The organism is Neisseria sp. HMSC064E01 (assembly GCF_001808875.1).
Taxonomy (GTDB): Bacteria; Pseudomonadota; Gammaproteobacteria; order Burkholderiales; family Neisseriaceae; genus Neisseria; species Neisseria sicca_A.
The window spans coordinates 32,299-47,894 of sequence record NZ_KV794933.1; the positions used below are offsets into that span (position 1 = coordinate 32,299).

17 protein-coding genes are annotated in these 15,596 nt (G+C 52.4%); all 17 read right to left on the reverse strand.

What is annotated here, in order from left to right; all coding sequences use genetic code 11:
- Positions 1-150: 150 nt before the first annotated feature.
- Positions 151-1,092 carry a ribosome biogenesis GTPase YlqF gene (gene ylqF, locus HMPREF2572_RS06135; RefSeq protein WP_070496884.1) on the reverse strand — a complete coding sequence of 314 codons (942 nt, stop codon included), beginning with the start codon at positions 1,090-1,092 and terminating at the stop codon, positions 151-153.
- Positions 1,093-1,248: 156 nt separating this feature from the next.
- Positions 1,249-1,479, reverse strand: a complete 231-nt coding sequence (locus tag HMPREF2572_RS06140) for a protocatechuate 3,4-dioxygenase (RefSeq protein ID WP_070496887.1) — start codon at positions 1,477-1,479, stop codon at positions 1,249-1,251.
- Positions 1,480-1,522: 43 nt separating this feature from the next.
- Positions 1,523-2,377 carry an RNase adapter RapZ gene (gene rapZ, locus HMPREF2572_RS06145; RefSeq protein WP_003743930.1) on the reverse strand — a complete coding sequence of 285 codons (855 nt, stop codon included), beginning with the start codon at positions 2,375-2,377 and terminating at the stop codon, positions 1,523-1,525.
- Positions 2,358-3,320 carry an HPr(Ser) kinase/phosphatase gene (gene hprK, locus HMPREF2572_RS06150; RefSeq protein WP_003756089.1) on the reverse strand — a complete coding sequence of 321 codons (963 nt, stop codon included), beginning with the start codon at positions 3,318-3,320 and terminating at the stop codon, positions 2,358-2,360. The genes rapZ and hprK overlap by 20 nt, the downstream gene beginning before the upstream one ends.
- A gap of 3 nt (positions 3,321-3,323) precedes the next feature.
- The gene (gene ptsN / locus HMPREF2572_RS06155) at positions 3,324-3,773 is read right to left on the reverse strand and encodes a PTS IIA-like nitrogen regulatory protein PtsN (RefSeq protein ID WP_070496890.1); all 450 of its coding nucleotides are present in this window, start codon (positions 3,771-3,773) and stop codon (positions 3,324-3,326) included.
- A 423-nt stretch (positions 3,774-4,196) separates the two neighbouring features.
- Positions 4,197-5,114: a 4-hydroxybenzoate octaprenyltransferase gene (gene ubiA, locus HMPREF2572_RS06160; RefSeq protein WP_070496893.1), complete on the reverse strand. Its 918-nt coding sequence runs from the start codon at positions 5,112-5,114 to the stop codon at positions 4,197-4,199.
- 157 nt (positions 5,115-5,271) lie between these two features.
- Positions 5,272-5,814, reverse strand: a complete 543-nt coding sequence (locus tag HMPREF2572_RS06165; protein ID WP_083294176.1) for a chorismate--pyruvate lyase family protein — start codon at positions 5,812-5,814, stop codon at positions 5,272-5,274.
- Between the two features lie 3 nt (positions 5,815-5,817).
- A complete protein-coding gene (gene bioD, locus HMPREF2572_RS06170) occupies positions 5,818-6,486 on the reverse strand; it encodes a dethiobiotin synthase (RefSeq protein ID WP_070496896.1) in 669 nt (222 codons plus the stop codon).
- The gene (gene bioA / locus HMPREF2572_RS06175; RefSeq protein WP_070496899.1) at positions 6,483-7,778 is read right to left on the reverse strand and encodes an adenosylmethionine--8-amino-7-oxononanoate transaminase; all 1,296 of its coding nucleotides are present in this window, start codon (positions 7,776-7,778) and stop codon (positions 6,483-6,485) included. Before bioA ends, bioD begins: the two co-directional genes overlap by 4 nt.
- A gap of 217 nt (positions 7,779-7,995) precedes the next feature.
- Positions 7,996-8,496 (reverse strand): YfbM family protein, encoded by a 501-nt coding sequence (locus HMPREF2572_RS06180; protein WP_070496903.1) that lies wholly within the window; start codon positions 8,494-8,496, stop codon positions 7,996-7,998.
- A 58-nt stretch (positions 8,497-8,554) separates the two neighbouring features.
- A complete protein-coding gene (gene trpB / locus HMPREF2572_RS06185) occupies positions 8,555-9,757 on the reverse strand; it encodes a tryptophan synthase subunit beta (RefSeq protein ID WP_070496906.1) in 1,203 nt (400 codons plus the stop codon).
- A gap of 75 nt (positions 9,758-9,832) precedes the next feature.
- Complete coding sequence (locus HMPREF2572_RS06190; RefSeq protein WP_070496909.1) at positions 9,833-10,438, reverse strand: uracil-DNA glycosylase family protein; 606 nt, start codon at positions 10,436-10,438, stop codon at positions 9,833-9,835.
- A gap of 70 nt (positions 10,439-10,508) precedes the next feature.
- Positions 10,509-11,414, reverse strand: a complete 906-nt coding sequence (locus HMPREF2572_RS06195; RefSeq protein WP_070496912.1) for a hypothetical protein — start codon at positions 11,412-11,414, stop codon at positions 10,509-10,511.
- A gap of 130 nt (positions 11,415-11,544) precedes the next feature.
- Positions 11,545-12,447: a DMT family transporter gene (locus HMPREF2572_RS06200; protein WP_070496915.1), complete on the reverse strand. Its 903-nt coding sequence runs from the start codon at positions 12,445-12,447 to the stop codon at positions 11,545-11,547.
- A gap of 67 nt (positions 12,448-12,514) precedes the next feature.
- Positions 12,515-13,420 (reverse strand): hypothetical protein, encoded by a 906-nt coding sequence (locus tag HMPREF2572_RS06205; protein ID WP_148132300.1) that lies wholly within the window; start codon positions 13,418-13,420, stop codon positions 12,515-12,517.
- A gap of 98 nt (positions 13,421-13,518) precedes the next feature.
- Positions 13,519-15,207: a glutamine--tRNA ligase/YqeY domain fusion protein gene (locus HMPREF2572_RS06210; protein WP_070496921.1), complete on the reverse strand. Its 1,689-nt coding sequence runs from the start codon at positions 15,205-15,207 to the stop codon at positions 13,519-13,521.
- 123 nt (positions 15,208-15,330) lie between these two features.
- Positions 15,331-15,596 (reverse strand): 7 transmembrane receptor (locus HMPREF2572_RS06215; RefSeq protein WP_246827778.1); only part of this gene is annotated, 266 nt, incomplete at its 5' end.

Here is a 15,596-nt window from a genome sequence, read left to right on the forward strand (position 1 = left end):
AAGGCGAGGCAACGCCGTACTGGTTGAAAGTTAATCCACTATATGTTGGTTTTAAATTTTACAAACAGGTCGTCTGAAAAATTTATTCTGAGGTTTCAGACGACCTGTTTGAAGATAGTGAAACCTCTTTTGGCATTCCACCATACCGCCCTACTCGTCCGCAGGCTTCTGCCCTTTGCGTTCTGCCTTTCTGGCTTCGCGAATGGCTTTGAGTTCGGCTTCTTTTTGGCGGGCTTTTTTGAGCCATGTTTCCCATTGGTTCGGCGTTTCGAGGGTGATTCTGCCGATTTTGCCTTCGCGGAAGTCGGTGAGGATGTTCTCGGCGGCTTTTTGGTAGTTGACCCGTCCGCCGCTGAGGACTGCGCCGCGTTTTTTGGCTATCCACTCGAGCCATGAGTTGTCGTCCCAGTGGCTGCTGGGGTCTTTGTCGGCTTGGTAGCGTTCTTGCAGCATGGGGAGGTAGTGGCGGCGGAGGTAGTCTAAGAGTTCGAGGGCGACTTCTTCTTCGTCCAATGCATTGCGTCCGACTGCGCCGCCGGCGGCGAGGTTGTAGCCGCCTTCTTCGACGATGATTTTCGGCCACAGCATTCCGGGTGTGTCGTAGAGCCAGAAGTCATCGGCGAGGAAGAGGCGTTGTTCGGCTTTGGTGATACCAGGTTCGTTGCCGGTTTTGGCGGATTTTTTGCCTATCATGCCGTTGATGAGGGTGGATTTGCCGACATTGGGGATACCGCAGATGAGGACGCGCAGGGGTTTTTCTATGCCTTGGCGGTGGGGAATCATGGCGCGGCAGGCTTGGGTGATTTTGCCGTGTGCGCCGGTTTCGGAGGAGTCGAGGGCGATGGCGCGGGTGTCGGGGCGGCTGTTGTAGTGTTCGAGCCAGATTTGGGTGCGCTCGGGGTCGGCAAGGTCTTGTTTGTTGAGGATTTTAAGTTTGGGTTTACCTTTGGAAAGCTGGGCAAGCAGGGGATTTTCGCTGGAGGCTGGCATACGCGCGTCCAGCATTTCAATCACCATGTCGACGCTTTTGGCGCGTTCGGCGATGGCTTTTTTTGCTTTGTTCATGTGGCCGGGAAACCATTGGATTGCCATGTTTTGTTCTTTCTGTCTGATTTGCGGTGGGGTCGTCTGAAAAGCGGTTCGGCGTTGTTTTCAGACGACCTTGAGGTTTGTCCGTTTTCTGTGCAAAGGTCGTCTGAAAGCCTACGCGGTTTTTCAGACGACCTTTTGGTTTGGGGTGCTCAAGGTTTAGAGGTTGCCGTGTTCGTAGCGGTAGTAGCCGGCTTCGTCCATACATTGTTCAAGGGATTTGGATTCGCGTCCGTGTTTGGCGTCGTGTTGCGCTTGTGATTTGCAGATGTTGATTTGACGGGAAACTTCGGCTTCGCTTGCGCCGGTGCGATGCCAACGGTAGGCGGGGATTTCGGTGGCGCAGGCGGCGAGCGTGCAGGCAAGTGCGAGGGTGAGGATATGTTTCATGGGTTTCTCCTTTTATATCGAAAAGGTCGTCTGAAAAGGGGAATCAACGTCCGGACAGGTTGTGTGCCTGTCTGTGGCGGACCAGCAATTCGTAATGCCCTTGCAGGCGTTGGGCAAGTTTTTCGACAACATAAACAGAACGGTGCTGCCCGCCGGTACAGCCGATAGCGATGGTCACGTAGCTGCGGCTTTCTTTTTGCAAGCGCGGGAGCCAGTGGTTCATAAAGTGGTCGATATCGTCCACCATTTCCTGCACCAAGGGCTGCTGGTCGAGATACTCTTGAATGGGTGCATCCATGCCGGTGTAGGGGCGCAGCTCGGGATCGTAATAGGGATTGGGCAGGCTGCGCATATCGAACATGAAATCGGCGTTGTTCGGTACACCGTATTTGAAGCCGAAAGACTCAAGAATCACCAAAAGCCCTCTGCGCTCGATGTTGAGCCATTGTTGGACGGCGTAACGCAGTTGCTGCGCGTTCATTTTGGATGTGTCGATGCAATAGGCAATGTCTTTGAGCGGGAATAGCCATTCGCGTTCTTTTTGCAGGCTTTCCAACAGGGTAAGGCTCAATCCGGACAGCGGATGGCCGCGCCGCGTTTCGGAAAAACGGCGCACCAGCACGCTTTCTTCTGCTTCAACAAACAATACTTCGACCTGATGCCCTTCATCGCGCAGGTATTGGATTTGCTCTTGCGCTTCCTGAATATTGATGCCGGAACGGACATCGACGCTCACGCCGAGTTTGGTTTCATCGGCACGTTCGATGTGGTGCAGCACCAACGAAGGCAGCATTTCCAGCGGCAGGTTGTCCACGCAGAAATAGCCGAGGTCTTCGAGCTGCTTGAGGGCAACGGACTTACCCGAGCCGGACAATCCGCTAATCAGGACGATTTTCATGGTTTTGTTCGTTTTCTTTGAGTTGTGTTTGATGGCGTTCGAGGAATTCTTTAGTACTGTCTTTGCCGCGCAACTGGAGGATGTAGTTGCGCACCGCCGCTTCCACTAATACCGCAAGGTTTCGACCGACGGCGACTGGCAGGGTGACGGAACGGACGTTCACATTGAGAATGGACTCGGTTTCCGTGCGTATGCTCAAGCGGTCGAGCTGCTTCATGTAATCGTCGTCGGCAGCGACAAGGTTGATAATCAACTGGAGGATTTTTTTCGGACGGATAGAAGTTTCGCCGAAAATGTGGCGGATATTGAGTATGCCCAACCCGCGCACTTCAAGGAAATCACGCAACATCGGCGGGCAGCGGCCTTCGAGCGTTTCAGGGCCGGTGCGGAAAAGCTCGACTGCGTCATCGGCGATCAGGCTGTGTCCACGCGAAATCAATTCCAACGCCAGCTCGCTTTTACCCAAGCCGGAATGACCGGTAATCAACACGCCGACTTCAAATACATCGAGGAATACGCCGTGTTTGACGATAGAAGTCGCCAACGTGCGTTGCAGATAAATCCGCAACACGTCCATCAAATACGGGCTTTCGAGCTTGGAAGTCAGCAGCGGGATGTCGTTTTTATGGCAGTAGTCGCGCAATTTGGGCGAAACCGCCAGACCGTTGGCAACAATGACCAGCGACATAGGAATATCGAAGAGTTCGCCGAAGTCGTAATTCAATTCACCCGATTCGAGGCGTTTGAGATATTCGGCTTCGGCAACACCGACAACTTGGATTTGATTGGGATGGATAAAATTCAAATGGCCGACCAACGCCAAAACGGGTTTGTCGGCCTCTACTCCGATGCGGTTATCCGCACCCGAATTGCCTGCCGCCCAAGCAAGTTGGAGTTTGTGCTGATTATCGGAAAACAGGCGGCGGACGGATATACTGGGCATTGTTTACTCTTCTGCCAGAAGTTTGCGCACCTCCTCGGCAGAGGTCGCGGACATCAAGGCTTCACGGACGGCTTTTTGCGAGAACCTGCCCGCCAGTTTGGACAAGACTTCCAAATGCTCGCCGGTCGCATTTTCCGGCACCAACAAAGTGAAAATCAGGGATACAGGTTTGCCGTCGGGCGCATCGAAAGCGACCGGTTCTTTTGTGCGGATAAACGCGCCGGTGGCTTTTTTCACGCAGGCATGACGGCCGTGCGGAACAGCGACGCCCTGACCCAAGCCGGTCGAACCCAGCTTTTCGCGGGCAAACAGGCAGTCGAAGACATCGCCGTGAGGTAATTCTGCTTCATGTTCAAGCAGCAGGCCCGCTTCTTCAAACAAGCGTTTTTTGCTGCCGACTTCCAAGTCTAAAACGATATGGGACAAAGGCAAAATTTCGCCGATAAGGCTCATAGAAATCTCTTTTGATGTGGCAAAATGAAATGGAATTGTACCGACTGTCTGTACAAACCTCAATCCTGAACACGCAATTTACACTCAGATTGCTAACAAGAAACGCTGTTTCTTTGATATTTCTTAACCCATACACAAGGTCGTCTGAAAACGGCGGCAAATGGCTTGCAGCAGGTTCGGATACCGGATAAAACCCAGCAGCTATCCATCAATCCGCCCTGCCCCCAAAAAAGCAAAACGTCGTCTGAAAACCTTTTCAGGCGACGTGTTATCCATTCTATAGTGGATTAACTTTAAATCAGGACAAGGCGACGAAGCCGCAGATAGTACAGATAGAGACCTTTGCAAAATTCCCCAAAATCCAGATAGTACGGAAAGGCGAGGCAGCGCCGTACTGGTTTAAAGTTAATCCACTATATTGCCTTACAACCGCGTGGCAGCCAAAGCCCACAAATAATGCCCCGCCAAACCCAAAAACCAGAGCAGACCGATATAGTTGTTATCCAAAAACACTTTAAAACAAGTCTGACGGTCGCGCGTTTTGATGGCATGGTATTGACCGATTTGCAGCCACACCACCGCAGGCAGCATGATCCAATACGGCCATGTCGCGCCGATTTTCACGCCCAACACCGCCATCAGCGCGGTAAACCAAAAATGGCAGAGCATGGATGCGGAAATATCGTGATCGCCGAACGTGATTGCCGAAGTTTTGATCCCGATTTTCAAATCGTCTTCCTTGTCCGACATCGCATAAATCGTGTCGTAGGCAAGCGTCCACAAAGCATTGGCGGTAAACATCAGCCACGCCGTAGAAGGCACGCCGCTGCTGACGGCGGCAAACGCCATCGGAATCCCGAAAGAAAACGCCAGTCCCAAATAAAACTGCGGCAGCGGGAAAAAACGTTTGGTAAAGGGGTAAGTCATCGCCAGAAACAGCGCGGGAACGCTCATCACCCAAGTTAACAGGTTCAGCGGCGTCATGCAGAGGGCGGCGAGCAGACAAAGAATGATCGTCAGCAAAATCGCTTCGGTTTTGGAAACCAGCCCGCGGGCAAAGGGGCGGTTTTTCGTGCGCTCGACCGAGCCGTCAAAATTGCGATCGGCAAAGTCGTTGATCACGCAGCCTGCGCTGCGCATAAAGAATGTACCAGCGGTAAACGCCCAAAAAATATCCGCTTCCGGAATGCCTTCCGAAGCGACCCATAACGCCCAATAGGTCGGCCAAAGCAGCAACAAAGTGCCGATGGGCTTATCGATGCGCATCAGCTTGCCGTATATGACCATCCGTCCGACGGCATAGCGCGGGAAAAAATGTAGGAGAACACGTCTTATCTTCATGCTAATGTGAAAAATATGTTATTGGTATAATAAATCAATTTGTAATTATTGCTTAGCGTATTATGTTCATTATAAATCAATTTTTAGATTTTACTATTTTCTTTAGTCCCTTATCCCCAATTTTTACAGAAAGATACAAAAACGGCATATCCGCGCCCTACACAAACTGCGCCAACCCCGCCAAAAAATATTCCGTCAGTTCCAACACCTCACCATCCCAATCGAAATAAGACCTTCGGGCAGCGACAGGTCGTCTGAAATCATCCTGCCAGCCGGCGTTTTCGATCAGGCAAAACTCGAATGCCGAACGCTTCAGGGGCAGCGTGCCATCAAACAGCCGCTCACCCAAAGGCTGCGTGCCGCAATCCAACACGCCGCGCCAGGCTTGCGATTGCGGGCTGCACGCGCTGCGCGCCTGTACGACGGGCACGCCGTCCAAATGCAGCAAAACGTCGCGGACGAATTGCGGGGCAGCGGTTTCGGCATGGTTTTCGCCAAACGACCTGCCCTTCCCGTCCAGTTCGCCCATATACAGCACTTTTACCGTAAAGCTGCCGCCCAAGGCGCGTAAAGCGGCGGTCAGCGATTGCGCTTGGCACAAGGCAGCGGTGCGTTCGTTCCAGCCTTGCGGCAGTTCATCGGGAAGTTTGTCTTGCCAATTTAAAGGGGGATTCATGGGGTTTTGATTGATGGGTTTCATGTTTTAATCGTTTTCAGACGACCTTTCGTCCGTCTCCGTTTTGTCCAGCTCCATCCACTCCGCATCAGGAAACTCTGTTTTCAGACGACCCTTTAGATACGCCAAGCTGTCTTGGGCGATGTGTTCGTCGCGGTTGTCGTGGATGTGGTTGAAAATCAGGCTGCGCAGGCTGATGCCGTATTGTTTGAGTGCGGCGAAGCTGAGCAGGGTGTGGTTGATGCTGCCGAGCCGTCCGCTGGTAACGAGGATGACGGGATAGCCTTGTTGCTGAATATAATCAATGGTTAACAGATTTTCCGTCAGTGGCACCATCAACCCGCCCGCGCCTTCGACCAACACGATTTCGTATTGTGCCGCCAGTTGTTGCGTGGCGTTGCGGATTTTGTCCAAGTCCAAAGCCCTGCCGTCCAAACGGGCGGCGAGGTGCGGCGAAGCGGGATAGCTGAAGATTTCGGGCATGGTCAGCCACTGTTTGTCGGCTTCCTGCATGGGTATGCCCATGATTTTGCGGTGGACGGCGATGTCGTCAGCGATGTTTTGGCAACCGGTTTGCACGGGCTTTTGCGTGATCACGCTTTTGCCCTGCTGCAACAATTGTTTTGCCAATACACCGGTGGCGACGGTTTTGCCGATGTCCGTGTCTATGCCGCTGACGAAGTAAACGCCTTTCATTTGCTGTGTTCCTTCAAGATTTGGACGGTTTTGTCGGCAAGTTCGGTCAAGAGGTCGTCTGAAATAATGTAAGGCGGCATGAGGTACACCAGCCTGCCGAACGGGCGCACCCAAATACCCTGCGCCACGCAGTCCGCTTGAAAACGCGCCATATCCACGCCTTTTTCCAACTCGATCACGCCGATGGCACCCAAAACGCGCACATCTTTCACACCGCGAATGTCCCATGCGGTTTTCAGACGACCTTTCAGGATGCTTTCGATGCGGCGGATATTCGCCTGCCAATCTTGGGACAAAAGCAGCTTGACCGAAGCGCAGGCAACGGCACACGCCAGCGGGTTCGCCATAAACGTTGGCCCGTGCATAAACACGCCCGCCTCGCCGCGCGAAATCGTTTCGGTGACTTTTTGCGAAGTAATCGCCGCCGCCAGCGTCATATAACCGCCGCTCAAGCCCTTGCCGATACACATAATATCCGGCACGACCTCCGCGTATTCGCAGGCAAACATCTTGCCCGTGCGCCCGAATCCAGTGGCAATTTCGTCAAAAATCAACACGATATCAAATTCGTCGCACAAATCGCGCAAACCGCGAAGATACTGCGGATGATAAAAATACATGCCGCCCGCACCCTGCACGACCGGTTCCAAAATAAAGGCGGCGATATCCGCATGATGCGCTTCAAACAAGGCGCGGACAGGCTGCAAATCCGCCTCGTCCCATTCATCGTCGAAACGGCTTTTCGGGTTATCGACAAAATAACGCTGCGGCAACGCACTGCCGAAAATATGGTGCATCCCCGTTTCCGGATCGCAGACGGACATCGCGTTCCAAGTATCGCCGTGATACCCGCGCCGCATCGTCGCGATATTCTGCTTCGCGGTCAAACCGCGCGCCTGCTGGTACTGCACCGCCATCTTCAACGCAACTTCCACCGAAACCGAACCCGAATCCGCATAAAAAATACGGTCCAGCCCCTGCGGTAAAATCCCGACCAACAACTTGCCCAGCTCCACCGCCGGCTCGTGTGTCAAACCGCCGAACATCACATGCGACATCTGTTTAATCTGCGCCTCAACCGCCTGATTTAAAACGGGATGATTGTAGCCGTGTATCGCGCACCACCAAGACGACATCCCGTCGATCAGCCGCGTTCCGTCCGCCAATTCGATATGCACGCCCTCCGCACGGCGAACCGGATAAACAGGCAACGGGTCGGTCATGGACGTATAAGGATGGAGCAGATGGGCGCGGTCGAAATCGAGCAGGGAGGAAGCGTGTTCGGAAAACATATTTTCTTACAGGGTCAATGCCAAATTCCGCTATTTTAACCCACTCTGATGATTAGATGAGAACCTGAAAGTCTCTATCGGATAAGGAAAAGGTCGTCTGAAAACCTGTTTTCGGCAAAGCGGTTAATCTCCAGCGCATCATTACGCAGACAAATTTCGGCAGCTAAAAACAAGCCGTTTGAAAGGCGGACTTTCAAACGGCTTTATTTTCGGAGTATCAGGCGATATAGCTAATCACGGCATGACCTTTTCGTGCCTGTTCAGCATAGAATTTTTGCAACGCATGGAAGTATTGCAGCAACCATTCCAACGTTTCTTCATCATCCTCTTGCCATTCACATGGGTAAATGTCTTCCATTTCACTAGGTTGGTATCGACTGAGCAATTCATCATCACTCAACGCCGTAATTTCTTTCGCCAACTGTGCCACTTGCTCTGCCGTCAGATAAAACGCAGGAGACATACCCATATCGTATTCTTCGTCTATGGCTTCCGAACCCAAAGCAGCTTGACTCAACAAAACCTCATCGTCAGGCACACCCGTATCATCACCGCCCAACATGAACGTGAGCGCACCCCATGTTTTGTCAGTATCCAAAAAATCGGGATTATTTTCGGCATCGTCGGGATAGGACAATTCATCCAAACGCGAACTGTCGGCAAGGCAGGCTTCCAAAAATTCGGAAGGAACGCCATGCAACATAGTGAACATACTCATGGTTTTTTTCCTTGTTTCGATAAACAAAATTCAGGCAACCCAAAGGCTACCTGAAACCTTACAACTCAATCCCTTTCAGTTTCGCCACGGTATTGATGTCTTTATCGCCGCGGCCGGACAGGTTGACCAAAATCACTTGGTCTTTGCCCATTTTCGGCGCGTTGGCGACTGCCCATGCGAGTGCGTGGCTAGATTCGAGCGCGGGGATGATGCCTTCGAAGCGGCACAACAAATCAAAGGCTTCGAGTGCTTCGTCGTCTTTGGCTACGGTGTATTCGACGCGCTTGATGTCGTTCAGGTGGCTGTGTTCCGGGCCGATGCCGGGGTAGTCCAAGCCTGCGGAAACGGAGTGTGTACCCAAAACTTGGCCGTTTTCGTCCTGCATCAGGTAGCTGCGGAAGCCATGCAGTACGCCGATGGGGGCTTTGCTGGTAATCGGCGCGGCGTGGTCGGGGGTGTCCACGCCCAAACCGCCGGCTTCCACGCCGACGAGGCGCACGTTTTCTTCGCCGATATACGGGTGGAACAGTCCGATGGCGTTCGAGCCGCCGCCGACGCAGGCAACGGCGACGTCAGGCTGTCTGCCGATGGCTTCCTGCATCTGCGCTTTGGCTTCGTTGCCGATCACGCATTGGAAATCGCGCACCATTTCGGGATACGGCGCGGGGCCGGCGGCGGTGCCGATGATGTAGAACGTGTCGTCCACGCGGGCAACCCATTCGCGCATGGCTTCGTTCATCGCGTCTTTCAGCGTGCGGCTGCCGCTGTCGACGCTGACCACGTTCGCGCCCAATAATTTCATGCGGAACACGTTGGGCATTTGGCGCTGGATGTCGTCCGCGCCCATGTACACGTCGCAAGTCATGCCGAAGCGGGCGGCGACAGTGGCGGAAGCTACGCCGTGCTGACCCGCGCCGGTTTCGGCAATGACGCGTTTTTTGCCCATACGGCGGGCGAGCAATGCCTGACCGATGGTGTTGTTTACCTTATGTGCGCCGGTGTGATTCAAGTCTTCGCGTTTCAACCAGATTTGAGCGCCACCCAAATGCTCGGACAATCGCGCGGCATGGTAAACGGGGCTGGGGCGGCCGACGTAGTGTTTCAAATCGAGATGGAACTCTTCCCAAAACGACGGGTCGTTTTTCGCTGCTTTGTAGGCATCCGCCAGCTCTTGCAGAGCGGGAATCAGGGTTTCGGAGACATAAAGTCCGCCGTGTTCGCCGAAAAAGCCCTTCTCGTCGGGCGCTTGGTAGTTTTTCATCGGATTTCTTCCTTGTCTGTTTTTTCAGACGACCTCGGTTTAAGAAGGTCGTCTGAAAGGGAAAATTGTCAGCAATTATAACTGCTTTTCACACAAACCCGCCATTTCGAAAAACGCCCGATACGCCGCCGCCTTTTTCGCCAAACTCAAAGGATAAGCGCGTGAAGTGGACGGCAGGCGGGTCAGGGTCAAATCCCGTCCGGCAAACGGAAACGGCACGGTTTCGCCCGTTTTCGGCATTTTGATGCCGCCGCCCTGAATATCGAGCAGGATTTCCGTCGCCTTACCTCCGGTGGTGCAGATATGGCGGCAGTCGGGCATCTGCGCCAACACCGCCGCCAAATCGACAGTTTCGACCACTTGCAAAAACTTATCCGACGCATTGCCGTGCTCCCGCACCGCCTTCAACACGGTCGGGCAGGACGCAATCCCCCGTTCACGCAAAAACGCCTTGATTTTCTCGGCATCAAACGCTTTTTCAGACGGCATCTGGAAATGCGCCGCATCATTAAAAAACACCGGCCCGTAGACGCGCCACATATCGTTTTGAAAATTCGGATAATGAAACTGCATCGCGCGTTTGTCTTCCTTGGGCGGAAACGTCCCCATCATCATTACCGTCGCCTGCGGCGGCAGTACGGCAGGGAAAGGGTGGGTTTCGATTTCAAGCGGAGCGGACATCATGATTTCCTTGAGAATAAAAGTATTGGATGAAACAAGCTGACAGCCGTCGTTTCAGACGACCTGCCGATTAATACTTATAGACAAGTTTCCTCCCCCAACAAGTTTCCGGCTGTTTCACATTATGCTCTGCCACCAATTCATTTTCTGCTTGTCGGTTGGCTGATACCGTCCAGATATCGGGCTGGTCACGCTTCCAAGTCAGCAGGGAAACATTGTTGAATACACAGCCCAAAATATCGGTTTGTTTGGGTTCAATCTCTATTTCCACAATATTCTTTTTATCGTTCAGCGTTATCAAGCCTGTAAAGGGCATATTTTCAGAAGCCAACCATGCCAGCCAAACTTTGCCGGATTCATCGGATTCAATATATCTCACTTCACGCAAACCAAGCTGCACATTTTCGCCCAATTGCGGCACCGGCAGCGCGAAAGAGTCATCCAACTGACATCCCGTCAGCCGGTAATCGTCAGGTGAAGACGTTCGCTTATCCTTCGTACCGACATACTTCCACCCAAAATCTTCAGCGTCCATCCGACACAACCAACCTTCCGACCAAACCGGTTTGTGATCGGCTACTTCCGCCGGCTGCAGAAAAACGCTTCTGCCTATATATTGATCATCAAACTTCCGTTCCACCGCCTTAATCATTACGCCCTTCCATTCGACAGGCTTGGGAAAGACGGCATACTCGTAAGATTCGATATCCTTTTTCCACCGAAAATGAAACTTCGTTCCGGCGGGCAATGGAAAACCATCTACCACCGTATCCTCCCGAAGCACATACCCCTCCGGCTCTTGCTGCCCCATCCACACGCTCCACGCCTGAACGCCCAAACAGCACAGCAAAAACACATTGAACCTGACAGCCATTGCTTTAAACAACGGTCTTTCAGCCTTCAACGTCATATCGACAAGCATCAAGCACAGTATGGCGACCACTGTCAGCCAAATAAAGTTATAAAGCGGCAGCATTTATGCTTTCTTTGTTCGTTATATTGAAATTTAACCCACTATAAATCCACGTCACTTCTGTTTACCTATTATAAATAAAAGGTCGTCTGAAACCCAATTTCAATAAAGTAAAAATACCCGAACAAAAATTTCAGACGACCTTCTGCCCGTACCGCATCAGCGTCATGCCGCCAACCGCCGCCGCGCAACCCGCAACCAGCGAAATATGCAGCGGTTCGCCCAAAACCCACGCCGAAGACAGCATACCGAAAATCGGCACGAGCGTAATATACGCCGCCGCGCTGCCTGCGCCCAAAGTCTTTACGCCTTCGAAATACCACGCGTAGGCCAATACCGTCGCGCCGATGACCAGCCACGCCAAGGCAGTCCAACCGCTTGCATCCATCGCCGCCATTGCCTCAAACGGCAGCCCGTCCGTCCACAACGCCACCACCGACAACATCAGCGCGCCGATGAACGACGTTGCCGCCGTTACCGTCAGCGCGTCTATCCCGCGTAAAACCGCACGTCCGATTAAAGTATAAGCCGCCCAGCAGACCACACAGCCGAAAATCAGCCACTCCCCCGCCTTGATGCCGCCCGACAATACCGTCAACGGCTGCCCTTGCGTTACCGCCGTTATCGCGCCACAGACCGCCAGCAGCATACCCGCCAAAATCTTCGCGTTTAAACGTTCGCCAAAAAGCCAAGCCGCCAGCAGCAGCGTCAGCACGGGATTCACCGCCACAACCACCGCCGCCTTACCCGCCGGCATTGCCTGCAAACCCAGCATAAAAAACACCGCATAGCCGCACACCCCAACGGAAGCGGCCGCCGTCAAACCCAGCCATTGCCGCACCGACAAAGCCGCCAAAGTCGCAAACCTGCTGCGCGCAAACAACCAGCCCAACAACAAAACCGAAGCCAGTACAAACCGAACCGCCCCGCCCGTCAGCGGCGGCAGCGACTGACCCAGCATCCGCCCCATCGGCCAAGACGCACCCCACAATACCGCCATCCCCAGCAGTTTCAAATGTACAGAATAACGTTCCATCTCATTCCTTTATCAACAAAGGTCGTCTGAAAACCCGATTTCAAGTTTTCAGACGACCTCAATACCTCTATTCTGCCGCCTTTGATTTGGGGCGGACAACTTTTTTACCCCAGCACAATTCGGGCAGATCGACAGTGCTCGCTACTGTAACAACATCAGGGTTATCCCTATCCCATTCCAGCGTAACACCGTCATCATCAATCGCACAGCCTGGCAAGTTTTTCTGTGTTAATGTCAGCTCAAAGTTTTTTAACTGTTTATTTGAATCAAGAATGACGTTTCCCCAATAAGGCTGATCATTGGAAGCAATCTTTACCTGCCAATAACCGTCACGTTCAGTGCGCGTCACTCGCCAAAAATATAATTTCCCATCCACAAACCACTCAGGCAGGGACACTTCGGCTGATTCGTTTAACATGCAACTTGATAGGAAATAATCATCAGGACTGGACGGCATCTTGCCACCTTTAGTCAATGCTTGCCACTCTATCTCTCCGTCACTCCGGCAGGACCACCCTTCCACATCAACCGTCCTGGCTTCCCCAATAGCATTCATCGTCAGTGTTGCTTGATAACCATCTTCAGTCTGGTACGCAGAACGATTCATTCTATTAACTTCCATGCCTTTCCATTCAACAGGGCGAGAAAATGTGACTTCGCTAAAAGTAGAAAAATCAGGCTTTTTCGATACCCCATCCTGAGGAGCTACGGTCAGCTTCGAACCTGCCGGAATTCGTATACCATCAATCACCAACTCCTCTTTAGCCGTTTGATAACTTGAATCATCATACCTTTTAGTTTGCCATGCCTTAACCATATACATGCCAAACAATGACACCACGATCAAATTGAAAATGATGGCTGAATTCCTAATCAGCGGATTTTTGGATTTAACAATTGCCACAATACTGGCAATCCAAACTATGGCGGCCATAGTCAATATGGCCATGCCAATAAGAATTAAATTCTCCAAAACAAGTATTTCCTTTTCTTTATATTCAGAAAATAGGTCGTCTGAAAACCAGATTTCAAGTTTTCAGACGACCTTCCAATATCGCTGTTGCAAACAGATTACTTGGGCTGCCAAGAATCTTTCAGCGTGACCGTGCGGTTGAACACGGGCTGCTCGGGGCGGTGGTCTTTGCGGTCGGTCACGAAATAGCCGATACGCTCAAACTGCCAACGGCTTTCGGCGGGCAGGTTTTTGGCTGCGGGTTCGGCATAGGCGGTGATTTCTTTGACGGACTCGGGGTTGAGGAAATCGGTAAACGGCAGATAGTTGCCGTCTTCGCCGCGCACGGCATCGGGACGCTCGACGGTAAAGAGGCGGTCGTACAGGCGGACTTTGATTTCGGCAGCGTGTTTGGCGGAAACCCAGTGAATCACGCCTTTGACTTTTCTGCCTTCAGGATTTTTTCCCAAGGTGTCGTGGTCGATACTGCATTTGAGTTCGACCACATTGCCTGCCGCGTCTTTTACTACTTCGTCGCATTTGATCACATAGCCGTGACGCAGGCGCACTTCGCCGCCGAGTGTCAGGCGCTTGAAGCCTTTAGGCGGATTTTCGGCAAAGTCGTCCGCTTCGATGTAGATGGTTTGGGACACGGGGATTTCGCGCTCGCCCATTTCTTCGTGATTGGGGTGGAACGCGGCGCTACGGCTTTGGGTTTTGCCGGCTTCAAAGTTGGTCAGGGTCACTTTGAGCGGGTTCAAGACCGCCATCAGGCGCGGAGCGGAGTTTTCCAACTCTTCACGAATCGCACCTTCCAACACGCTCATATCGACGATGTTTTCAGATTTAGAAATACCGGCGCGTTTGGCAAACAGGCGCAGGCCTTCGGGCGTGTAGCCGCGGCGGCGCATACCGGAAATGGTCGGCATACGCGGGTCGTCCCAGCCGGAAACGTGGCCTTCTGAAACCAGTTGGTTCAGCTTGCGTTTGGAGGTGACGGAATACAGAAGCTCCAAACGGGAAAACTCGTATTGGCGCGGGCGGGTGGCGTGTGGCGCGGGGATGTTGTCCAACACCCAGTCGTACAGCGGGCGGTGGGCTTCAAATTCGAGCGTACACAAGGAATGCGTGATGCCTTCGATGGCATCGGAAATGCAATGCGTGTAGTCGTACATCGGGTAGATGCACCATTTGTCGCCGGTGTTGTGGTGATGGGCGCGGCGGATACGGTAGATGACGGGGTCGCGCATATTGATGTTGCCTGATGCCATGTCGATTTTCAGGCGCAGGGTTTTGCTGCCGTCGGGGAACTCGCCGTTTTTCATGCGTGTGAACAGGTCGAGGTTTTCTTCGATACTGCGGTCGCGGTAAGGACTGTTTTTACCCGCCTCGGTCAATGTGCCGCGGTATTCGCGCATTTCTTCAGGCGTCAAATCATCGACATACGCTTTGCCGTCTTTGATTAAACCGACGGCGTAGTCGTAAAGCTGGTCGAAATAGTTGGAAGCGAAACGCGGCTCGCCCGCCCAATGGAAACCGAGCCACTCGACATCTTCTTTAATGGAGTTGACGTATTCGTCGTTTTCTTTTTCGGGGTTGGTATCGTCGAAACGCAGGTTGCACAGGCCGTCGTAAATATACGCCAAACCGAAGTTCAAGCAGATGGATTTGGCGTGGCCGATGTGCAGGTAGCCGTTGGGTTCGGGCGGGAAACGGGTTTGGATGGCTTCGTGTTTGCCGCTTTTGAGGTCTTCTTCGATGATGGTGCGGATGAAATGGTTGTCCGCGAATTGGTCTTTATTGAGCATGGTCGGGAGCTATCTGAAAATATGATGTCGTGCCGATTTTACCTGAAAATAGGATGTCTTTACAGTCAATACAAGGTATAGAGGTCGTCTGAAAACCGTTTCAGACGACCTCTACCTGGACAATTACGAATCGGATGAAAGATTGGAATGGTCGGAAGTATTGTCTTCCAGACGTCTTGATGCCGTTAATGAATCGATCAACTTGACCAGCAGGTTAATCAACAGAACGATACCCAAAATAATCAAAAGTGCGATTGGGTAAAAAATCCAAAGCAAACTGGCATTGCCGATAAAAGACCAGCACATAGACGCCCAAAATGCTTGAAGTGAGGATTTTTTCAAAGAGAGCAGCTTGGTGCGGGCTGCGGTGGCGATAATGGAAGCAATCA